The sequence below is a fragment of the Mycobacteroides salmoniphilum genome (assembly GCF_004924335.1).
Classification (GTDB): Bacteria; Actinomycetota; Actinomycetes; order Mycobacteriales; family Mycobacteriaceae; genus Mycobacterium; species Mycobacterium salmoniphilum.
The window spans coordinates 4481470-4499943 of record NZ_CP024633.1; the positions used below are offsets into that span (position 1 = coordinate 4481470).

The 18474-nt window shown below is 63.7% G+C and carries 19 protein-coding genes and 1 pseudogene; all 20 read right to left on the bottom strand.

Features of this window, described 5'->3' with window-relative positions:
- Nucleotides 1-69 precede the first annotated feature (69 nt).
- Nucleotides 70-1503 carry an NAD(P)(+) transhydrogenase (Re/Si-specific) subunit beta gene (locus DSM43276_RS22090; RefSeq protein WP_078328444.1) on the bottom strand — a complete coding sequence of 478 codons (1434 nt, stop codon included), beginning with the start codon at nucleotides 1501-1503 and terminating at the stop codon, nucleotides 70-72.
- Nucleotides 1500-1823: an NAD(P) transhydrogenase subunit alpha part 2 gene (locus DSM43276_RS22095; RefSeq protein ID WP_078294109.1), complete on the bottom strand. Its 324-nt coding sequence runs from the start codon at nucleotides 1821-1823 to the stop codon at nucleotides 1500-1502. Before DSM43276_RS22095 ends, DSM43276_RS22090 begins: the two co-directional genes overlap by 4 nt.
- A 3-nt stretch (nucleotides 1824-1826) precedes the next feature.
- Nucleotides 1827-2921, bottom strand: coding sequence for a Re/Si-specific NAD(P)(+) transhydrogenase subunit alpha (locus DSM43276_RS22100; RefSeq protein ID WP_078328445.1), 1095 nt, complete (start codon nucleotides 2919-2921; stop codon nucleotides 1827-1829).
- A gap of 99 nt (nucleotides 2922-3020) precedes the next feature.
- Entirely contained in the window at nucleotides 3021-4046 is a 1026-nt protein-coding gene (locus tag DSM43276_RS22105) for a glutathione S-transferase family protein (protein ID WP_078328446.1), read from the bottom strand.
- A gap of 41 nt (nucleotides 4047-4087) precedes the next feature.
- Nucleotides 4088-4762 (bottom strand): hypothetical protein, encoded by a 675-nt coding sequence (locus DSM43276_RS22110; protein WP_078328447.1) that lies wholly within the window; start codon nucleotides 4760-4762, stop codon nucleotides 4088-4090.
- The gene (locus tag DSM43276_RS22115; protein ID WP_078328448.1) at nucleotides 4759-6339 is read right to left on the bottom strand and encodes a hypothetical protein; all 1581 of its coding nucleotides are present in this window, start codon (nucleotides 6337-6339) and stop codon (nucleotides 4759-4761) included. The genes DSM43276_RS22110 and DSM43276_RS22115 overlap by 4 nt, the downstream gene beginning before the upstream one ends.
- A gap of 12 nt (nucleotides 6340-6351) precedes the next feature.
- Nucleotides 6352-6648, bottom strand: coding sequence for a hypothetical protein (locus DSM43276_RS22120; protein WP_078328449.1), 297 nt, complete (start codon nucleotides 6646-6648; stop codon nucleotides 6352-6354).
- A 78-nt stretch (nucleotides 6649-6726) separates the two neighbouring features.
- The gene (locus DSM43276_RS22125) at nucleotides 6727-7650 is read right to left on the bottom strand and encodes a class I SAM-dependent methyltransferase (protein WP_078328450.1); all 924 of its coding nucleotides are present in this window, start codon (nucleotides 7648-7650) and stop codon (nucleotides 6727-6729) included.
- A gap of 12 nt (nucleotides 7651-7662) precedes the next feature.
- Nucleotides 7663-8589, bottom strand: coding sequence for a class I SAM-dependent methyltransferase (locus tag DSM43276_RS22130; protein ID WP_078328451.1), 927 nt, complete (start codon nucleotides 8587-8589; stop codon nucleotides 7663-7665).
- 9 nt (nucleotides 8590-8598) lie between these two features.
- Nucleotides 8599-9486 (bottom strand): SAM-dependent methyltransferase, encoded by an 888-nt coding sequence (locus DSM43276_RS22135; RefSeq protein WP_078328452.1) that lies wholly within the window; start codon nucleotides 9484-9486, stop codon nucleotides 8599-8601.
- A 2-nt stretch (nucleotides 9487-9488) separates the two neighbouring features.
- The gene (locus DSM43276_RS22140; RefSeq protein WP_078328453.1) at nucleotides 9489-10421 is read right to left on the bottom strand and encodes a class I SAM-dependent methyltransferase; all 933 of its coding nucleotides are present in this window, start codon (nucleotides 10419-10421) and stop codon (nucleotides 9489-9491) included.
- A 154-nt stretch (nucleotides 10422-10575) separates the two neighbouring features.
- A pseudogene (locus tag DSM43276_RS22145) lies at nucleotides 10576-11100 on the bottom strand (crotonase/enoyl-CoA hydratase family protein); the annotation flags it as partial.
- Nucleotides 11066-11509: an MlaD family protein gene (locus DSM43276_RS22150; RefSeq protein ID WP_337678164.1), complete on the bottom strand. Its 444-nt coding sequence runs from the start codon at nucleotides 11507-11509 to the stop codon at nucleotides 11066-11068. The pseudogene DSM43276_RS22145 and the gene DSM43276_RS22150, both read right to left, overlap by 35 nt.
- Nucleotides 11491-12543, bottom strand: a complete 1053-nt coding sequence (locus DSM43276_RS22155) for an MCE family protein (protein ID WP_078328463.1) — start codon at nucleotides 12541-12543, stop codon at nucleotides 11491-11493. Before DSM43276_RS22155 ends, DSM43276_RS22150 begins: the two co-directional genes overlap by 19 nt.
- Nucleotides 12540-14048, bottom strand: coding sequence for an MlaD family protein (locus DSM43276_RS22160; protein WP_078328464.1), 1509 nt, complete (start codon nucleotides 14046-14048; stop codon nucleotides 12540-12542). Before DSM43276_RS22160 ends, DSM43276_RS22155 begins: the two co-directional genes overlap by 4 nt.
- Before the next feature lies 1 nt (nucleotide 14049).
- On the bottom strand, nucleotides 14050-14910 hold the full coding sequence (locus DSM43276_RS22165; protein ID WP_078325830.1) for an MlaE family ABC transporter permease: 861 nt from the start codon (nucleotides 14908-14910) through the stop codon (nucleotides 14050-14052).
- Between the two features lie 9 nt (nucleotides 14911-14919).
- Nucleotides 14920-15786, bottom strand: a complete 867-nt coding sequence (locus DSM43276_RS22170; protein WP_078328465.1) for an MlaE family ABC transporter permease — start codon at nucleotides 15784-15786, stop codon at nucleotides 14920-14922.
- Nucleotides 15787-16161: 375 nt separating this feature from the next.
- A complete protein-coding gene (locus tag DSM43276_RS22175; RefSeq protein WP_078328466.1) occupies nucleotides 16162-16611 on the bottom strand; it encodes a MaoC family dehydratase in 450 nt (149 codons plus the stop codon).
- Nucleotides 16608-17570, bottom strand: a complete 963-nt coding sequence (locus DSM43276_RS22180; protein ID WP_078328467.1) for an NADPH:quinone oxidoreductase family protein — start codon at nucleotides 17568-17570, stop codon at nucleotides 16608-16610. The genes DSM43276_RS22175 and DSM43276_RS22180 overlap by 4 nt, the downstream gene beginning before the upstream one ends.
- A complete protein-coding gene (locus DSM43276_RS22185) occupies nucleotides 17567-18433 on the bottom strand; it encodes an SDR family oxidoreductase (RefSeq protein ID WP_078328468.1) in 867 nt (288 codons plus the stop codon). The genes DSM43276_RS22180 and DSM43276_RS22185 overlap by 4 nt, the downstream gene beginning before the upstream one ends.
- Nucleotides 18434-18474 lie beyond the last annotated feature (41 nt).

Genomic DNA, 18474 nt, shown 5'->3' on the forward strand with positions numbered 1-18474 from the left:
GTGGGAACCCTACGAGGATTCCGATCGGATATCCGCGCGAGGTTCCCACTCGATCGCAAAGAGGTTGAGCTACAGCGCCTTCAGTTCCTCGGTAACCTCAGAGACCGACTTCTTGGCGTCGCCGAACAGCATCGAGGTCTTGTCGCCGAAGAACAGCGGGTTCTCGATACCTGCGTATCCGGAGGACATCGAGCGCTTGAGCACGATGACCGAACGGGCCTCATCGACGTTCAGAATCGGCATGCCGTGGATGGGGCTCGACGGGTCATTGCGCGCCGCCGGGTTGGTGACGTCGTTGGCGCCGATCACGATGGCGACATCGGTGCGGCTGAATTCGCCGTTGATATCGTCCATTTCCTTCATGGCGTCGTACTCGACATCGGCCTCGGCAAGCAGGACATTCATGTGTCCGGGCATGCGGCCCGCCACCGGGTGGATGGCGTACTTGACCTCGACACCCTTGGCTTCCAGCAGGCTGGCCATCTCCTTGACCGCGTGCTGGGCCTGCGCGACGGCAAGACCGTAGCCGGGGACCACGATCACCTGGTTGGCGTATGCCATCTGGATCGCGGCATCGGCGGCGCTGGTGGCCTTGACCGTGCCCTGCTCCCCGCCGGGGCCTGCCGCTGCGCCGGAATCGCCGCCGAAGGATCCGAACACGATCGCCGGGATAGACCGGTTCATCGCGACGGCCATCAGGTTGGTCAGGATCGAACCCGAGGCGCCCACGATCATGCCCGCGACGATCATCGCGGTGTTGTTCAGTGCCAAACCGGCTGCCGCAGCAGACAATCCCGTCAGCGCGTTGAGCAGCGAGATAACCACGGGCATGTCGGCGCCACCGATCGGGAACACCACGAACAGGCCCATGACACCGGCCAGCACCAACACCAGCACGATCGCCCACGCCGGAGTGCCCACTCCGGCGTTCAGACCGATCCACACCGCCGCCGCGACGGCAGCGATCAGCAGCAGGATGTTGGCGGCCTGGAAGATCTTGGCCGAGGAGACAAGTCGCTTCTCGACCTTCTTCGGAATCGACTCCTGCAGCTTGAGGAACGCCACCAGCGAGCCCCAGAACGACACCGAACCGATGATCGCGGCGAACAGCGAGCCGATGACCAGCGCGACGGTGGGGTGCTGGTCGACACGGAATGTCTTGAACCCGTGGGTCTCAATGAATTCCGCCCACGCGATCAAGGCGACGGTGCCACCACCGACGCCGTTGAACAGCGCGACCAGCTGCGGCATCGCCGTCATCTTGGTCTTCTTGGCCGGCGGTACACCGAGCGCGACACCGACCAACAGGCCGACGGCGATGAGTATCCAGTTGATCGGAGCGGTGTCGCGAACCTTGATCAGGGTCGCGACGACGGCGATGGCCATACCGGTAGCCGCGATCCAGTTGCCGCGGACCGCGGTCTTCGGTCCGGTCAGACCCGACAGTCCGAGGATGAAGAGCCCGAACGCGACAATGTAAAGAACGGTGACGAGGTAGTTCATTTGTCAGCCGCCTCCGGCTTAGGGGCTGCCTTGCGGCCCTTGAACATTCCGAGCATGCGGTCGGTCACCAGGAAGCCGCCGATCACGTTCAGCGTGCCGAAGATCAGCGCGACGAACGCGATGATCCGCACGCCCCAATGCGCGTCGGCGGGCAGGTCGCCCAGCACGATCAGCGCACCGAGGACCACGATGCCGTGGATGGCGTTGGTGCCGGACATCAACGGGGTGTGCAGGGTGTTGGGCACCTTGGAGATCACGGCGAACCCGACGAACCCGGCCAGAACCAGGATCGCGAGGTTGGCCAATAGCTGGTCATACATGAGCTATGCGTCCTCTCTTGCACGGGTCACGCAGGAGGACGCGACGATCTCGTCGTCGAAGTCCGGTGCGAGTGCGCCGTCTGTGATGAGCAGGTCCAGCAGGGTGGTGATGTTCTTCGAGTACAGCTCACTCGAATGCTCGGGCATCGTCGCCGGGAGATTGAGCGGAGAAGCAATGGTGACGTCGTGCTTGACGACGGTCTGGCCGGGCTCGGTCAGTTCGCAGTTGCCGCCGGTCTCGCCCGCGAGGTCGACGACGACCGAGCCGGGCTTCATGCCTTCGACCGCGGCAGCGGTCACCAGGCGGGGCGCCGGACGGCCGGGAACGAGCGCCGTGGTGATGACGATGTCGAATCCCTTGATGGCGTCTTCGAGCGCCTTCTGCTGCTGCGCACGCTCATCTTCGGTGAGCTCGCGGGCGTATCCGCCTTCGCCGGCCGCATCGATGCCCAGATCGAGCCACTGAGCGCCCACCGAGCGCACCTGATCGGCGACCTCGGGCCGCACGTCATAACCCGTGGTACGGGCACCGAGCCGCTTGGCCGTCGCCAGGGCCTGTAGGCCGGCCACGCCGACACCGAGCACCAGTACCAGCGCGGGCTTGACGGTCCCGGCGGCGGTGGTGAGCATCGGGAAGAACCGGGTGGACTCGGACGCGGCCACCAACACCGCCTTGTAGCCCGACACATTGGCCTGCGAGGACAGCGCGTCCATCGACTGCGCACGTGAGATGCGCGGAATCGCTTCCACCGCAAAGGCTTGCACGCCGGCACTCTGCAGCGCGCCAATGCTGTTCTCGGCATTGCGGGGCGCCAGGAAGCCAATGAGGGTCTGTCCCTCGCGAAGGCGGGCGACCTCGGCAGCCGAGGGCGGCGCGACCTTCACCACGACGTCGGCAGACCAGGCATCGCCCACCGTGGCACCGGCTTCGGCGTACAGCTCGTCGGGCAGCAACGCGCGCTCTCCGGCGCCGCTTTCTATGACGACGTTCACACCCTTGCCAATCAAGCCGGCGATCGCCTTGGGCACCAGCGCGACGCGGCGCTCGTCCTCACCCGACTCTCGGACAACTCCGATAGTGACTGGTTGATCGGTCATCTACTCGCCCTTCACCCTGTGGTGCAGCATGCCGACGGATACTAAGGAAAGGCATGCTTGTTAACAAGTCTTCCGTTTTTGTAAATCCTGCAAAGGTCGTTAACCAGGGCAATGAACGTGATCTGGCACGCGTTCCGACTCCCTAGGCGCCCCCGGCGGGGTGCCATCTCCGAATGGTCTACCACCCAGTGTCTCGCGTCCATGCGAGGTAAGCCAGTCACGCAGATCCGGCCCCTTCGGGACGATGCGCGTGGGGTTGATATCGGTGTGGACCACGTAATAGTGCTCCTTGATCTGTCCGAAGTCGACCGTGTCACCAAACCCCGGGGTCTGATACAGATCGCGCGCGTACGCCCACAACACCGGCATCTCGGTCAGCTTCTCGCGATTGCACTTGAAGTGTCCGTGGTACACCGGATCGAACCGGACCAACGTGGTGAACAGTCGCACATCGGCTTCGGTGATGGTGTCGCCTACCAGATACCGTTGTCCGGCAAGCCTTTCCGATAGCCAATCCAGCGCCGTGAACAGCCGATCATAGGCGGCGTCGTACGCCTCCTGACCTCCGGCGAAACCGCAGCGGTACACGCCGTTATTGACCTCGGTGTACACGCGACGGTTCACCTCGTTGATTTCGGTGCGCAGCGCCTCGGGATACAGCTGCGGGGCGCCGGGGCGGTGATAGTCAACCCATTCGGTGGAGAAATCCAACGTCATCTGCGCGTAGTCGTTGGTGACGACCTCCCCCGTGGACTCCTCCACCACCGCGGGCACGGTGATGCCGCGTGGATAGTCAGGGAACCGCTTGAGGTAGGCATCACGCAGGAAGTGGATGCCCAAGACGGGGTCTACTCCACCCGGGTCAAGATCGAAGGTCCAACTGCGCTTGTCATGCGTAGGACCGCAAAGCCCCAGTGACAAGACATTTTCCAGTCCGAGAAGCCTGCGAACGATCAGAGTCCGGTTGGCCCAGGGACAGGCACGTGCGGCGACGAGCCGGTATCGGCCCGGTTCTACCGGGTAGCCGTTGCGGCCGTCCGCGGTGATCCGCGATTCGATGTAGTTGGTGTCCCGCTTGAACTCACCGGGCTCGACGTACTTTGTGTTCTCCGGGGTTTGGCTCACACACTCCAGTGTGTCACTGCGCCTCGGAAGTGCGGCCGGGCTCACTGCGCTGTTTTGTCAGGTTCACCCTTCTCGTTCAACGGCTGACCGCCCTTAACGCCCTGGACAATTCCCAAGGGGAATGCCGATGTCGCATTGAGGCCGGCCGTGGGCGCACCCGGTATGGCCAAGCACGTGGTGTCCATCGGGATACTCGGCAGATTCGGCCAGCCCTTGTCCGAGTGATACTGCGCAAACGCGTTGATCTCCATGTTCACGATTCCTTGACCGCCCGGGTCCGGATCCGGGCGGAATGCCGTCAGCTGCGCCATCGCAGCATGCTCGGGGTCGGTCGGTGACTTTTCGAGATTCACTTCGACACCCGACAGTGTTTGTGGGGCACTGACCGATGACATCGGCCGGCTTACCGCGCCGCAGTGGGCATAGGTCAGCACCCATCCGTTCTGTAAGGCCTTCTGTGTCTCGCGGGTGACAACGTCCACGGGGTCACCGTGTGTCAACGACGCAGTCCTGACTACCGCTTGACGTGAGATGTTGTTCAGCCCGTTGTACGAGGCGCCGTACACCTTGGCGGGAGCAAGCCAGGCATCCGCCGCCAGCCGCGCGGATCGCGCCGCGTCCACATCATTGGGTTCGAAGGTCTCGGGGTGCTTGGGACACGACGCGGCTAGCACGAAAACCAGCAACAGCACCGGTGAAAGCCTTAGGCCCTTCACTTCGGGATCACCTCACCCCATGGCCGATAGCGCGTTTCGCCACCGAACGATATTCGGTTGTTGACGAAATCATCCTTCGGGATGGTCATCTTCTGCCCCGAAGAGGGCTCATAGATTTCCAGCGAGTCACCCTGCATTCCTGTCACCAGAACGATGTGGCCGTTCACTCCGCTGCCGACAAACAGCGGAACGGACTGCCCGGACTGGACAGCCGCACTGATCGCTTGGTAGTCCCCGAACGGTCCTAGCGGATTCGCCACCTCGAATCGATACGCGCTGCCGGGGACACCGGGACCACCGGGCTTGCCCATCTCGTCTGCGGCACCCCCTGGGGGTGTTCCCAGCGATTCGGGCCACGTGGTGCCCCAGCCGGGGACGATCGCATTGTTCGTCGAGTCATGCATTTTCCTGGCTTCGTCGGCGAACTTGGACGTGACCTCGGAGGTGGTCATCGACTGTCCCGCCCTTGGCGGATCGGACCCGGCCGCGTCGTACCCGGTGAGCACCTTCATCGCATACACCGGGTCGTTGATCATTTTGGCGACGACAAGCGACGACGATCCACACGTGGTGCCGTCGGGTTGCGTCAGAACGCCCGGATGATTCTTGGCGTACTCCACCGGGTCAAGCTCGCGCACCTGTTGATCATCCATGAGCGCCAACTTGTCCGAGAAGCGTTGCAATGTACTGACATCCGTACCCCTGGCGAGAGCCGAGACAATCCAGTTGCGCCGCGCCTCATCCTTCGCGTTGTCGAGCATCGCCTGCGCCTTGGCCCGATCCTCGGGACTCATCGCCGCCAGGTTTGCATCGGCATGTTCTTGGACGCCCGGCCGCAAACCGGTTCCGTCCCTATGACCATCTGGATCGCCCTTGACGCCCGACCAATTGTTCACCGAACCGATCGCACCCGCCGCGACAGACGTGTGGTCGGGCAAGGTGATGCCCCCCATTGCCTTTCCGAGTTCACCCTTGGCGGTGTTTACCGCCTTGTCGGCGTCCCCATACGCGCCGGCGAGCTCTTCGACACCGTGTACGACGTCGCCCACGAGCTTTCGGACATACGGAATGGCGTCCCACGGGGCCTTCGGAATGTTGTTCCAGTCGACATCGTCCTTCAGCGACGTGAACGCGTTATGCCAACGATCGCGTACCTTTTCCATCGATCCGCCGAAGGTCTCCAGGGAGGTCGCCACCCCTGTTGCCGCCGGACCTATCGTCGTGGATCGTGTCGTGAAGTTCGCGATGCTCGTGCGCGCCTTATCCCCGGTTGTCTCCCCGTTGAGATCACCCGGCGTCCGTCCCCAGACCGTTTCGGGGATGGTGTTCTGAGCCTGCCGAACATCGTTGGCATGCCACTCCCCCATCGCGGGCGCCATCTCCCGCCAGCGCGCTGCGACGTCACGCACGGTCGCCGGATCGGGCGGAGGTGGCTCGGTGGCCACCGCAATCACCTTGCGGACGGCACTGACAACCTTTCTGGCGATTGGCCAGACCGTGCTGATGGTGATCTCACCGATCTGTCGAAGGTCGGCGACTACCTGCTCAAGCTGCTTTTGTGTGTCTCCCAGCGTCATCCCGCACCGGCCCTAGTTGAGCACCGGGAACGTGATTCCGGCATCGCTGAGGTTGCCCGCGTTACGTTGATCCATCTCGACAAGAGCCTTCGTGCACGTCCTGATGTTCTGCGAAATCTCTTTCTGCACAGCCGCAACCGTGCCCAGCGCACCCGACACTCGGTTCCGTGTGGCGTTCATCGCATCGCTGAGGTCACCAAGGTCTTTGCCCTCGGTGGCACGCAGTTTTCCCTTGGCGAACTCGACGTGCGCGTCTGTCGCGTCAAGCTGCGACGCGCATCTCTCCGTCGCTACCGGGTCGATTTTCATGAGTTCCCCCTCCGAACATGCCCCTCTCGCATGTTAGCCCGGAACGCTATCCCCAACCAGCCCCTGGGGATGAGCCGGCTAGCCGGGCAAAACGGCGGTGAGGTAGTTGCCCTGCTTCACCAGTGCGACAACGTCCTCGGGCAGCTCCGGGATATCCACCCCGTAGGCGGCGGCCAGTTCCAGGGCGTGCGCACCCTGCACCGTCCACCCGCGTGCGGCCAGCCACTCCTCGACGTCGGCACGCTCTTCGTCGTAGAACAGTGAACTGATATCCACCTTCGACATGGGATGGCCGTCGTCGGCGTACTTCTTCATGATCTCGCCCCACTTGGCGATATCGGGCGTGCCGCGGGTTGCTTCCACGGCGATCTGGCTTCCCGGTGCCGACAGTGCGACGACCCGCTCGAACAGCAGATCCTGTGCCGCAGAGGGTAAATAGATGATCAGTCCTTCGGCCGACCACGCCGTCGGAACGTCAGGATCGAAACCCGCGGCAAGCAATGCCGCAGGCCAGTCGTCACGGAGATCAACGGCGACCTCCCGCCGATCGCTCGTGAGCGTGGCACTCTGTTCGGCAAGCACCCGGTCCTTGAATTCCAAAACCTGGGGCTGATCCAACTCAAAGACCTTGGTGCCCTCCGGCCACGCCAGCCGATGCGCACGAACATCGAGTCCCGCAGCCAGGATCACGGCCTGTTTGCAACCGGAATTCGTTGCACTCACAAAGAACTCGTCAAAAAACTTGCTGCGCAATCCGATCTGCCGCATCGCGTTAGTGGGATTCGACAAATCAACGGGATTCTCCAGAAGTCCGATCAGATGCGGTTCCCCTGCGGCGCGCACGAAATGCTCCGCGTACCGATCGCGAACCAGGGGCTCGGGCTGCGTGTTCTCAATCGCGCGCGCGGCGGCCACGCCCAGCGCGGTGAACCCGACGCTCGACACGATGTCCCAGGAGTCGCCCTCGCTGCGCGACCAGTCCTTGTCCTCGATATTGGTCATTGTGTGGTCCTTTCAGTCCGACAGCGTGCAGGTCAGGTAGTGCATTGCGCCGGCCAGCTCTCTGATGTCCTCGGGAACCTCCGGATACTGCACGCCATATCGCTCCGCGAGCTGAAACATGTCCAATCCCTGCGTGTTCCATCCGCGAACGGAGAACCACTCGACGGGCGGCGTCTTCTCCTCGTCGTAGAACAGCTCCGTGATGTCGATCTTGCCGAAGGTGTCCTTCTCGGAGCGGTACTTCTGCATGACCTTCGCGAACTGAGCCATACCCAACGAACCCGTGGGCCCCTCGATGGCGGCGCGGCTACCGGGGGCCGACAGTTCAACCATCCGCTCGAACAGCAGTTCTTGCGCTGCCGCAGGCAGATACGGCAGCAGCCCTTCCGCCGACCATGCGGTGGGCAGGCTCGGATCGAATCCGGCCTCCTTGAGCGCGGCGGGCCAGTCATTACGCAGATCCACCGCGACGGCCCGACGATCACACGTCGGTGAAGCGCCTTGCTCGGAGTACACCCGATCTTTGAAGGAGAGAACCTCCGGCTGATCCAGCTCGTACACCGTGATGCCTGCGGGCCACGGCAACCGATGCGCCCGCGAGTCCAGCCCCGCGGCCAGAATTACCGCCTGCCGGATCCCGGAAGCCGCGGCGGCCAGGAAGTACTCGTCAAAGAATCGGCTGCGCATGCCCATCCCACGTAAGTATTCGAACGGAGATGCTTGCGGTGCATCGCGTTTCGTTATCGTCTCGATCAAATGGGGTTCACCCGCCGCGAGCACGAAATGTTTGGCGAATGGGTCGATGATCAGCGCGTCCGGCCGCTCACTCTCCACGGCACGCTGCGCACTGACACCCAGCGCGGTGTACCCCACGCTCGATACGATGTCCCACGAGTCGCCGTCGCTGCGGATCGAATTCTTGTCCTCGACGTCAGTCATGGTGCCCTTTCAGCTTGTTCGGGTAGCGGTGAAAAACTTGGTGCGCAGCAATGTTTCGAACGAGCGTGGTTGCTCACCGAACGGCCGTCCGTATCCGACGGCCGCCTCGACAAGGTCGATTTCCGCAACAACCCAATCTCTTTCGGAAAGCCACGACTTGGTATCACGCCGAGGATCGTCATACCAGAGTTCGGACACCCGCGGACGGCCCGGAGAATCAACACCCGACGGCATGTCCTGCTCAAACTGTGCGATCTCTCCTGGCCCAGGACCCAGCTCCGCCGCAAGCCGGCTCCCCGGAGCCGACAGTGTGTGCAACCGCTCAAAGAGTGCGTCCTGAGCCGCACCGGGCAGGTAGGGCAGCAGCCCTTCCAGAGCCCACGCAGTGGGCTGCTCGGCGTCGAATCTCGCTCCTACCAATGCCTTCGGCCAATCATCGCGCAGATCGACGGCCACCGGTACCCGGCCGGCAGCAGGACCCGCATCAACCCCGGCGAGCACCTGATCTTTGAATTCAAGTACCCGCGGCTGATCCACCTCGAAAACCGTCGTCCCCGCGGGCCAGGGCAATCGGTATGCGCGCGCGTCTAATCCGGCAGCCAGAATGACTACTTGGCGCACGCCAGCACCCGCCGCATCGGCGAAGAAGTTGTCAAAGAACCGAGTCCGCACACCGACCCATCCAGCATTGGCCCCGGCGAAGCCACTGATATCACCGGCACCCACCGCCTCGGCGAGATGCGGCTCGCCAGCGGCGGCAACGAACTTCTCGGCGTACTCATCATGTGCCAGTGGCGGATCCAGCTTGGCATCGAGAGCGCGCGCGGCCGCGACCGCGAGAGCCGTGTAGCCGACACTCGTCACGATGTCCCAGGTGTCTCCCTCGGTGCGCGCCATGGCTACGCGCCGAGCACTGCGGTGAAGTACCGGCTCTGTCCCATGGCATCGGTGAGCTCATGCTCACCGGCCAATGGAGCCCGCTTGTATCGCTTCAACAGTTCACCCGCGGTCGTCGCCTCGACGGTCCAGCCGCGTCCGGTCAGCCATTGCGCCGGATCCTCACGCTCATCGCCGAACCACAGGCTCGACGGGGGCGCATCCTCTTCCACGATGCTCTTGAAAATCCGCTGCAGCGCACCGTCTTCCTTCTCCATCGCGTTCGACATCCGATCCGCCTGGGTGCCGGGGGCGCCGAAGTCCTCCACGGCAACCCGGCTTCCCGGCGCGGACAGGTCAACAATGCGCTGGAACAGCAGGTCCTGAGCGGCGCCGGGCAGGAAGGGAAGCAGCCCCTCGGCCAGCCACGCTGTGGGCCGCGCGGGATCGAATCCCGCCGCGCTGAGCGCCGCAGGCCAATCGTCGCGAAGATCTACGTGCAGCTCATGGACGGTAGCCGTCGCCCGCGCCCCATGCTCGTCAAGAACCCGCTTCTTGAACTCGAGCACCTTCGGGAGGTCTAGCTCGTAGACCGTGGTGCCGGGCGCCCAGGGCAGTCGGTATCCACGAACATCGAGCCCCGCCGCGAGAATCACGGCCTGCCGGACACCCGCATCCCCGGCCGCCACAAAGAAGTCATCGAAGTATTTCGTGCGGGCCCCGAGGTAGCTCGAGAACAGCTGCACGTCGGGCTCCAGAGCGACGGCGGGGTCCTCCAGCAGCTCGGAGAAGATCGGTGCCTCGACCTTGGCCGCGGCGACGAAATGCTGCGCGTAATCGTCTCGCGCGAGCGGCTCCGCCTTACGCGCCTCCACGGCACGCATGGCGGAGACGATGAGCGCCGTCGCGCCCACGCTCGTCACGATGTCCCAGGTGTCACCTTCGGTTCTGGCCACGGCAGGTCTCCCATCAAACGTGCATGTCAGGTGTGCGTACATTTAAAGACGCAGGTCAGTGGGCTTTACCCACGACAAGTTCGCACAACTAACTACAGTACGCCGATTGGCTGGGAGCGCCACCGGCCCCTTTCGTGGAGACCGATCCGACGCGCTACTTGCCCTTCCAGACGGGGGCGCGCTTCTCGGCGAAGGCCTTCGCGCCCTCCTTGGCGTCCTCGGACACGAAGATCGGCATGAGGATCTCGCCCTGCTTGACGAAGGCCTGCTCGGGCGCCCAGCTCGCCGACTCGATGATGATGCGCTTGGTGGCGGCCACGGCCAACGGACCGTTCGCGGTGATCTTGGCGGCCAGCTCCAGCGCGGTATCCAATGCCTGTCCGTCGTCAACGAGCCGGTTGATGAACCCGTACTTGGCAGCGTCTTCCGCGGTGAACGAGTCGCCGGTGAGCGCCAGCTCCATGGCCACCTGGTACGGGATCCGGTTCGGCAGACGCAGCAGGCCACCGGCACCGGCCACCAGGCCACGCTTGACCTCAGGGATGCCGAACTTGGCGCTCCGACCGGCCACCACGAGGTCGCACGACAGCACGAGTTCGGTGCCACCGGCCAGGGCGAAGCCCTCTACCGCGGCGATAATCGGCTTACGTGGTGGCACGTTGGTGAAACCAAGGCACCTCGGTGTGCGACAACGCGATTCGCTTGTTCGGAATGACGCCCGCGCCGCGGGGCCGCAACTCGACGTAACGCGAACCGAGCAGCGTGGTGGTCTTGATCGCGGCCTGCGTATCGGCGCCCAGCTTCACCTCGTCGCGCACCCGCATGTCGACGAGCACCTTGGTGCCATCGAGCACAACGCTTTTGACCTCGCCGACATCCACCCCGGCGACGCTGATGTAGTCACCCTTCTTGAGCTGCGCCGCCTGCGCGAATTCGGCCTTGTATCGCGTGTATCCGAAACCGATCTGGCGGTACAACAGCATCGACGCGATGATCGCGGTAACGACGCCGACGGCGATCATGCCGATCCAGAACTTGCTGCGGTCTTCTAACCTGCGTTCACGGGGGCTCATTCGGTCCCTCGGCATTTCGGTGTGTACTTGGCGACGCCGCCGTTCGTGGCGTGCCGGACGATGGCGGGCACAAGATCATTGAGCCCAGGGAAGAACCCGTTGAGGTTCAGCTGGCAGGCATACGAATTGCCGTACGCGCCATCCTGCATGGTGCGAGCCAGCCCCTTCAGGAGCAGCGGCAAATTGGAGCCCAGGAAGGCGAATTGGTCCTTGTTGGCAAGGATATGCGCGGCAGCACCCGGTTCGCGATAGATAAGCTCCTGCAGCTGCGGGTATACGTTGTCGCCGATGGTCTGGATCCGGCTCACCACATGCGTGGCCGAACCGATGGACGAGACGAGGCTCTGGCGGCGGTTGTCCAGTTCGCCGACGACGTTCTGACTCTGGACCACGAGCTGATCCAGGTTGTCGTTCTGCTTGGCGACGTTCTCCAGCACGGTGTTGAGGTTCTCAATGAGCCCCCCCAGCGACTGATCACGTCCGGCAAAAGATTTCGTGATCTCCGTGGTCTGCGCGACGACATGGGCCAGCGCGCCCTTGTCACCGGCGAAGGCGTCGATGAGCCCGTTGGACAGGTTGTCGACCTGCTTCGGATCCAGCAGGGTGAACAACGGCTCGAATCCGTTGAGCAACGCACCGACGTCGAAGGAGGGTTCGGTGCGCTCCACCGGAATCACGCTGCCTTCAGGCAAACGCTCCGGGCTGCCATCCAGCCCCCGGGACAGCGAGATGTACCGCTGGCCGATGATGTTCTGGTAGGTCACCGAGGCAATCGAGTTGCCGTACAAATTCTGGTTGCTCTTGACCCGGAACTTGAGCTTGGCGAGCGAGCCATCCAGCTCGATCGAGTCGACGCGGCCCACGCGCACGCCTGCGATGCGCACGTCGTCGCCGACACGCACACCGGTGACATCGGTGAAAATCGCGCTATAGCTCTTGGTCGAGCCCGTGGTGTCGCGGAGCAGGGTGCCGTACACCAGGGTCGTCACGCCGATGGCGAACACGACAAACAGTGACAGTCCGACCACCGCGGCCCGGAAGTTCTTCATCGTCCGCCTCCCTGGGCCGAACTGGCTTGGCCGGAATCGGTGTCCGACCCCTCACGACTGACCGAGATGGTTGTCCCACGAGCCACCGGGCCCAGGAGCAACTGCTGTGCGGCGCTCGGGTCCCCACCGAGCGCCCTGCCGAGTTGTGCGCGCTCGATCGCACTTCCCACCGGTCCGACATTTCCGCCGAACGAGGCCGGTGCCACTCCGGCAGGTGCCGGGTTGGGCGGCGGACCGAAGGGCGGCAGCACCGGGTTCGCGGCCCGGTCAACTTCCTGCGGGTTGGGACCTGAGCCGTGCAGCATGATGTCCGCGGCCGTCGGCGGGAAGATGGTTCCTGCCGGCGGAGCGATATCCGGCGGCGGCTTGTAACTACCGGGCTGCAGCACCTCGGGAATGTCGATCCACTGACGGGTCTCGGGTGCGGTGGTACAGCTGGGGCCGGCCAGCTCTCCGTACCTCGGGCAGTCGTCGCGGACATAGGTCCAGGCCGGGCTGAACGACAGGATCAAGTTCAGGCCCAGGACCTGGCGGCCCGGATCCCATCCGTTTGCGAAGATCGCGTCCGAGAGCACCCTGATGCGCGATGCGATCGGCACGAACTGGTCCGTGTGCTGCGCCAGAACACCGACAACCGGCGTCAGGTGCGTACCGATGCCGATCATCTGGTCGATGTGGTTATCAATGGCGGTAGCCGCGGTCCCGGTCGTGTGCAAACCGGCCGAAAGCAGCCCGCGCACATCGGATTGCTTCTGAGCCAGGGTGCGCAGCGGCACCAGGGCGTTCTCCAGGTTGTCCAACAGCCGCGGCGAACTGGTGCTGAGCGCCGCCGACACCTTCTCCAGCGCCGCGATCGTGGAGGGATCGTTGGGGCTGGCGGTCACTATGGCGTTGAACTCGGTGAGGATGGACTGCAGCCGAGCACCAGCGGTCAGCAACTTATCGCCACGGCCTTGGGTGGCCTCGCCGAAGACGCCGATCAAACCGATCGGCGCGTCGCCCCGTTGCCGTTCGGTGGCGGCGAGCACCTGGCGCAGCTTGTTGGTGGTGGTCTGGAACAGCACCGTGGGCAGCTTGGTGTCCTCGGTGATCACGGCGCCGTCGCGCATAGCGGCACCGTCACCGTTGTCGACCAGCTGCACAGAGGACACCGCGAACACATTGCTCGGCACCACGCGCGCCGTGACCGTGCTCGGAATTCCGCTGGCGTGCTCCGACTTCAGGTCGATGTGCACGATGTTCGGCTTGCCATCTTCGGCGGGTGTCACCGACGTGACGGCGCCGACGAGCATGCCCCGGAATTTCACGTCGGCACGCTCGGGCAGACCGTCACCGACATTCATGAGCTGCGCGTTGACCTTGACGGTGTCTTCCAGCAGGCCCTTGGACTTGGCGAGCAGCAGCCCGGTCACCAATCCCAAGATGGCCAGCACGGCGATACCGGAGAGGAGCAGCGCACGATCGGACCAGCCGCGCCCGTTTCCCGAGAATGAACCAGCACTCACGTCAACCACCGAACCTTGCGCCGGCATCGACTCCCCACAGGGCCATGGTGAGAAGCATGTTCACGATGATCACGACGGTGATGGCGGCCCGCATCGCGTGCCCGGCGGCCACACCCACGCCCTCGGGTCCGCCCGAGGCATTGAATCCGAAGTAGCACTGGATGGTTGACGCGATCCAGACGAAGATGACGGCCTTGATCACCGAGTAGACGATGTCGGTACCGCTCAACATCATCGTGAAGTAGTGATTGTAGGCACCACCGATCGAGCCGCCGCTGGAAATCCCGACAAGCAGGCGGCAGGTGATGTAGCTGATGACCAGGCACAGCAGGTACAGCGGAACAACCGCGACGGTGGAAGCCATCAGGCGGGTGGTCACCAGGTAAGGGATGGGCCGGATCGCCAGCGCGTCCAGCGCGTCGATCTCCTCGTTGATGCGCTGCGCGCCCAGCTGCGCGGTGAACCGGCAGCCGGCCTGCATCGCAAAGGCCAGGGCGGCCATCACCGGCGCCAATTCGCGCGTCGACACCAGAGAGGAGATGAATCCGGTGGCCGGGCCCAGGCCGATGATGTTCAGCAGGTTGTAGGCCTCGATACCGATCAGGGCGCCGATCGTGGCGCCCAGCACGGCGGCAACGCCGACCGTGCCGCCACCGGTGACCAGCGAGCCGTTACCCCAGGTGACGTCCGCCAGCAGCCGGAAGAACTCCTTGGAGTAGTAGCGCAGGGCGTTCGGAATGGAGGCCATGGCCTCCACGAAGAACGACAGCATGTGTCCGAGCCGCCGAATCGACTGAGCGACCCGATGCCCGGCGTCGATGATCGGCTGGACGCCTTTAGGACGGTACGTAGAGATAGTCACGGTGCGTCCCTATATCCCGTGCCGGGGGAAGACCATGACGTACACCTGGCTGACGAGCACGTTGATCAGCATCAACACCAGGATGGACTCCACGACCGCGGCATTCACCGAGTTGGCGACACCGGCCGGACCACCCTTGGTCGTCAGCCCCTTGTCGCACGCGACGATGGCGACGATGAGACCGTAAAGAATCGCCTTGAGCAGGGCCAGGATCAGATCGTCAACCCGAGTGAACGAGGCGAAGGTCGCGACGAAGCTTCCCGGTGCGCCGTGCTGGAAGTAGACGTTGAACAAGTAGCTGGCCAGGAAGCCGACAAAACACGTTGTACCCGTGAGGCCGACGCCGACCAGGACGGCCGCGGCGACGCGCGGGACGACGAGCCGCCGGATCACCGACACACCCATCACTTCCATGGCGTCTATCTCTTCACGCATGGTTCGTGACCCCAGGTCGGCGGTGATGGCCGAACCCACCGCGGAGGCCATCAGCACCGCAGCAACCAGCGAGGCGCCCTGGCGCACGATCGCGACACCACTCGCGGCACCTGCCAACGAGGCTGCGCCGACCTGGCCCGCCAGCAGAGCGAACTGGATGGACAAGGTGACACCGATCGGAATGGCCACCAGGAGCGTCGGGACCACGGCACTACCCGCCATGAACGCGCCCTGGTGGATGAATTCCTTCCACGGGAACGCGCGGTGGACGAGGTCCGTGAACATGTACTGCATCGCCCGTACACCGAGGACGATCTGACTGCCTGCGGTTTCTACCGCCTGAACCGGATGCTTGCGGACGTACTCCTTGAGGGCGCCGGATACGGCATCACGGGATGGTGTCGCGGGCCGACCTGCACTGGCCGTGTCGAACGTGGTCATCGCGCGCTCACAATCGAATGCACCGAATACCCCAGGGCAACACGTCCGTGTGCTGGCTGACCCACGTGATGCCCTCTCATCCAAACCTCTCGGGCCCACCATCTTCGCTGGTCACAGAGAATACAGAGCCCGAACTGAGCAGTAACATAACACCTGACTGACGTGATCTACACATCGTCGTAGATCACGGTGAGATTTTCGACACTCTGCGATATGCAGTGTCCAACTTCTTGACAATGGGCGACACACCGACGAGTCGCGATTTCATTGGGCGAGAATGGGTATCACGCCCACAACCGTGTTGACCTTCGCCTTTTCCGCAGGCTGGCCGAAATGCCCTGCGGCCCCAGATCTCTAACGCGGTGTTCCGATTGGCTACGCGATGTAGCGCGAAATCGACTCGGCCACACACGCTGGCTTGTCGGCACCCTCGATCTCGACAGTGGTCACAATCGTCACGTCCACGGCACCGGGCTTCTGCTCAACCTTGGTCACCTCGGCTCGGGCCCGCAGCCTCGATCCCACCCGGACCGGGTTCAGGAACCGAATCTTGTTGTACCCATAGTTGATCCCCATCGCGATGTTGTCGACGCGAATCAGCTGGGACTGGAACTGCGGAAGCAACGACAAGGTGAGCAATCCGTGCGCGATGGTGCCACCGAACGGGCCATCGGCGGCTCGTTCGGTATCGACGTGTATCCACTGGTGATCACCGGTGGCATCGGCGAAGGTGTTGACACGCCCCTGATCGACCAAGAGCCAATCGGTGATCCCGAGGTCACCGACGGCGACCTGGTCAATTCCGTTGAATACCTTGGTACTCACGGTACGAGCACCATCTTTCCGTACACCTTGCCATCGGCGAAGTCCTGGAGTGCCTGTCGGCCTTCCGAGAGCGGAATCCGCGCGCTCACCGGCGGTCGCATACCCTCGGCCACCAGCTTCTCCAGCCCTGCCTGCGTCTCGTACAGGTAGTCCGAATGGGTGCGCAGGAATTCGCCCCAGGCCACACCGATCAGCGAGGCGTTGCGCAGCAGCAGGCGATTCACCTTGATCGTGGGTATCGCACCGGCGGCGAATCCGACGACGAGCAGCCGTCCCTCGGAGGCCAGTGTGCGCACCGCGTCATCGAAGGCGGGCCCACCGATGGGATCCACCACCATGTCGACACCGACCCCGCCGGTCGCCTCGCGCACCGCCTTGGCCCAGCCCTCTTCTAGCGGCAGAACGATATCGGCACCGACACTCTTGACGAATTCCGTTGCGGCAGTCCGGTTAACCACGGCTATTACCTTGGCGCCCATACCCTTGGCAATCTGGATTGCCGCCGTACCGATTCCGCCCGCAGCACCGAGTACCAGCACCGTCTCCCCCGCGCGCAGCTGCCCTCGGCGGGCGTAGGCGAAGTACATGGTGTGGTAGTTGGCAATGAGGGCGACGGCCTCGGCATCGTCCAACTGGGGCGGGGTCGGCAGGATGTTGGACGGTGCCACCGCCACCCGTTCGGCATACCCGCCAATGAAATTGAAGGCCATCACCCGGTCACCGGGATTGATCCCGGAACCCTCCGGGGCCGAGCGCACCACCCCAGCGGTCTCGATACCGGGCACGAAGGGCGGCTCCATTTTCAGCTGGTACTCGCCCTTAGTCATCAGGTAGTCGGGAAAGCAGACTCCCGCGGCCTTGACGTCGACGACGACCACGTTGTCTCCGCGCGGCTCCTCGACATCGGTGTAGACCAACCCCTCCGGGCCCGATAGTGACTGAGCCTGTATCGCTTTCATGCGAGCGACGGGGGGCCGGCCTTGACGGCGTGAGAAAGATCCGCGATCTGCGACCACTTCTCGGCAACCTCGTCCACGGTGGGCGGTGCGTCGAAGTCCGCACCGGCGTTCTCAAACAGTGCGACACGTTGCACCTTGCCGCCCCCGACGACGAAAACCGAACCGTTGTCGGTGCTTTCCTCGGTGCACAGGTATCCGACGACCGGCGCGACGAAGGACGGTGGCAGCTTGTCCAGCACCGCCTCGGGGGCGATATCGGCGGTCATGCGCGTCGCAGCGATCGGCGCGATCGCATTAGCGTGGATGTTGTACTTGGCACCCTCCAGCGCGAGGGTGTTGATGAGCCCGACGAGGCCGAGTTTGGCGGCACTGTAGTTGGCCTGCCCGAAGTTGCCGAACAAGCCGCTGGTCGAGGTGGCGACCACGATGCGGCCGTAACCCTGATCCCGGAAGTGCTGCCACGCGGCACGGGTGATGTTGTATCCGCCGTACAGGTGAACCTGTTGCACCGCATGCCAACTGTCGTAAGTCATCTTGTGGAACGTGCCGTCCCGCAGGATGCCGGCGTTGCTCACCACACCGTGAATGGCACCGAACTCGTCGAGGGCGGTCTTGACGATGTTGGCCGCGCCTTCTTCGGTGGCGACGCTGTCATAGTTGGCGACCGCGCGGCCCCCGGCCGCCTTGATCTCGTCGACCACACTGTCGGCCATCGCCGACCCGGCGCCGGATCCGTCGCGGGCACCACCCAAGTCGTTGACAACCACCGAGGCGCCCTCACTGGCGAGGGTGAGCGCGTACTCGCGGCCCAGCCCCCCACCGGCTCCGGTCACGACAATTACCCGGTCTTGCACTCCCGGCATGCAGAACTCCTATTCACTTGGCACTTCATTGGGTTGCTGAA

Coding starts and splice junctions, on each gene's coding strand:
- DSM43276_RS22150 (WP_337678164.1), bottom strand. CDS start 11,509: ATGCCGAGGGACCGAATGAGCCCCCGTGAACGCAGGTTAGAAGACCGC.
- DSM43276_RS22155 (WP_078328463.1), bottom strand. CDS start 12,543: ATGAAGAACTTCCGGGCCGCGGTGGTCGGACTGTCACTGTTTGTCGTG.
- DSM43276_RS22170 (WP_078328465.1), bottom strand. CDS start 15,786: ATGACCACGTTCGACACGGCCAGTGCAGGTCGGCCCGCGACACCATCC.
- DSM43276_RS22185 (WP_078328468.1), bottom strand. CDS start 18,433: ATGCCGGGAGTGCAAGACCGGGTAATTGTCGTGACCGGAGCCGGTGGG.
- DSM43276_RS22100 (WP_078328445.1), bottom strand. CDS start 2,921: ATGACCGATCAACCAGTCACTATCGGAGTTGTCCGAGAGTCGGGTGAG.
- DSM43276_RS22180 (WP_078328467.1), bottom strand. CDS start 17,570: ATGAAAGCGATACAGGCTCAGTCACTATCGGGCCCGGAGGGGTTGGTC.
- DSM43276_RS22090 (WP_078328444.1), bottom strand. CDS start 1,503: ATGAACTACCTCGTCACCGTTCTTTACATTGTCGCGTTCGGGCTCTTC.
- DSM43276_RS22095 (WP_078294109.1), bottom strand. CDS start 1,823: ATGTATGACCAGCTATTGGCCAACCTCGCGATCCTGGTTCTGGCCGGG.
- DSM43276_RS22120 (WP_078328449.1), bottom strand. CDS start 6,648: ATGAAAATCGACCCGGTAGCGACGGAGAGATGCGCGTCGCAGCTTGAC.
- DSM43276_RS22115 (WP_078328448.1), bottom strand. CDS start 6,339: ATGACGCTGGGAGACACACAAAAGCAGCTTGAGCAGGTAGTCGCCGAC.
- DSM43276_RS22130 (WP_078328451.1), bottom strand. CDS start 8,589: ATGACTGACGTCGAGGACAAGAATTCGATCCGCAGCGACGGCGACTCG.
- DSM43276_RS22135 (WP_078328452.1), bottom strand. CDS start 9,486: ATGGCGCGCACCGAGGGAGACACCTGGGACATCGTGACGAGTGTCGGC.
- DSM43276_RS22125 (WP_078328450.1), bottom strand. CDS start 7,650: ATGACCAATATCGAGGACAAGGACTGGTCGCGCAGCGAGGGCGACTCC.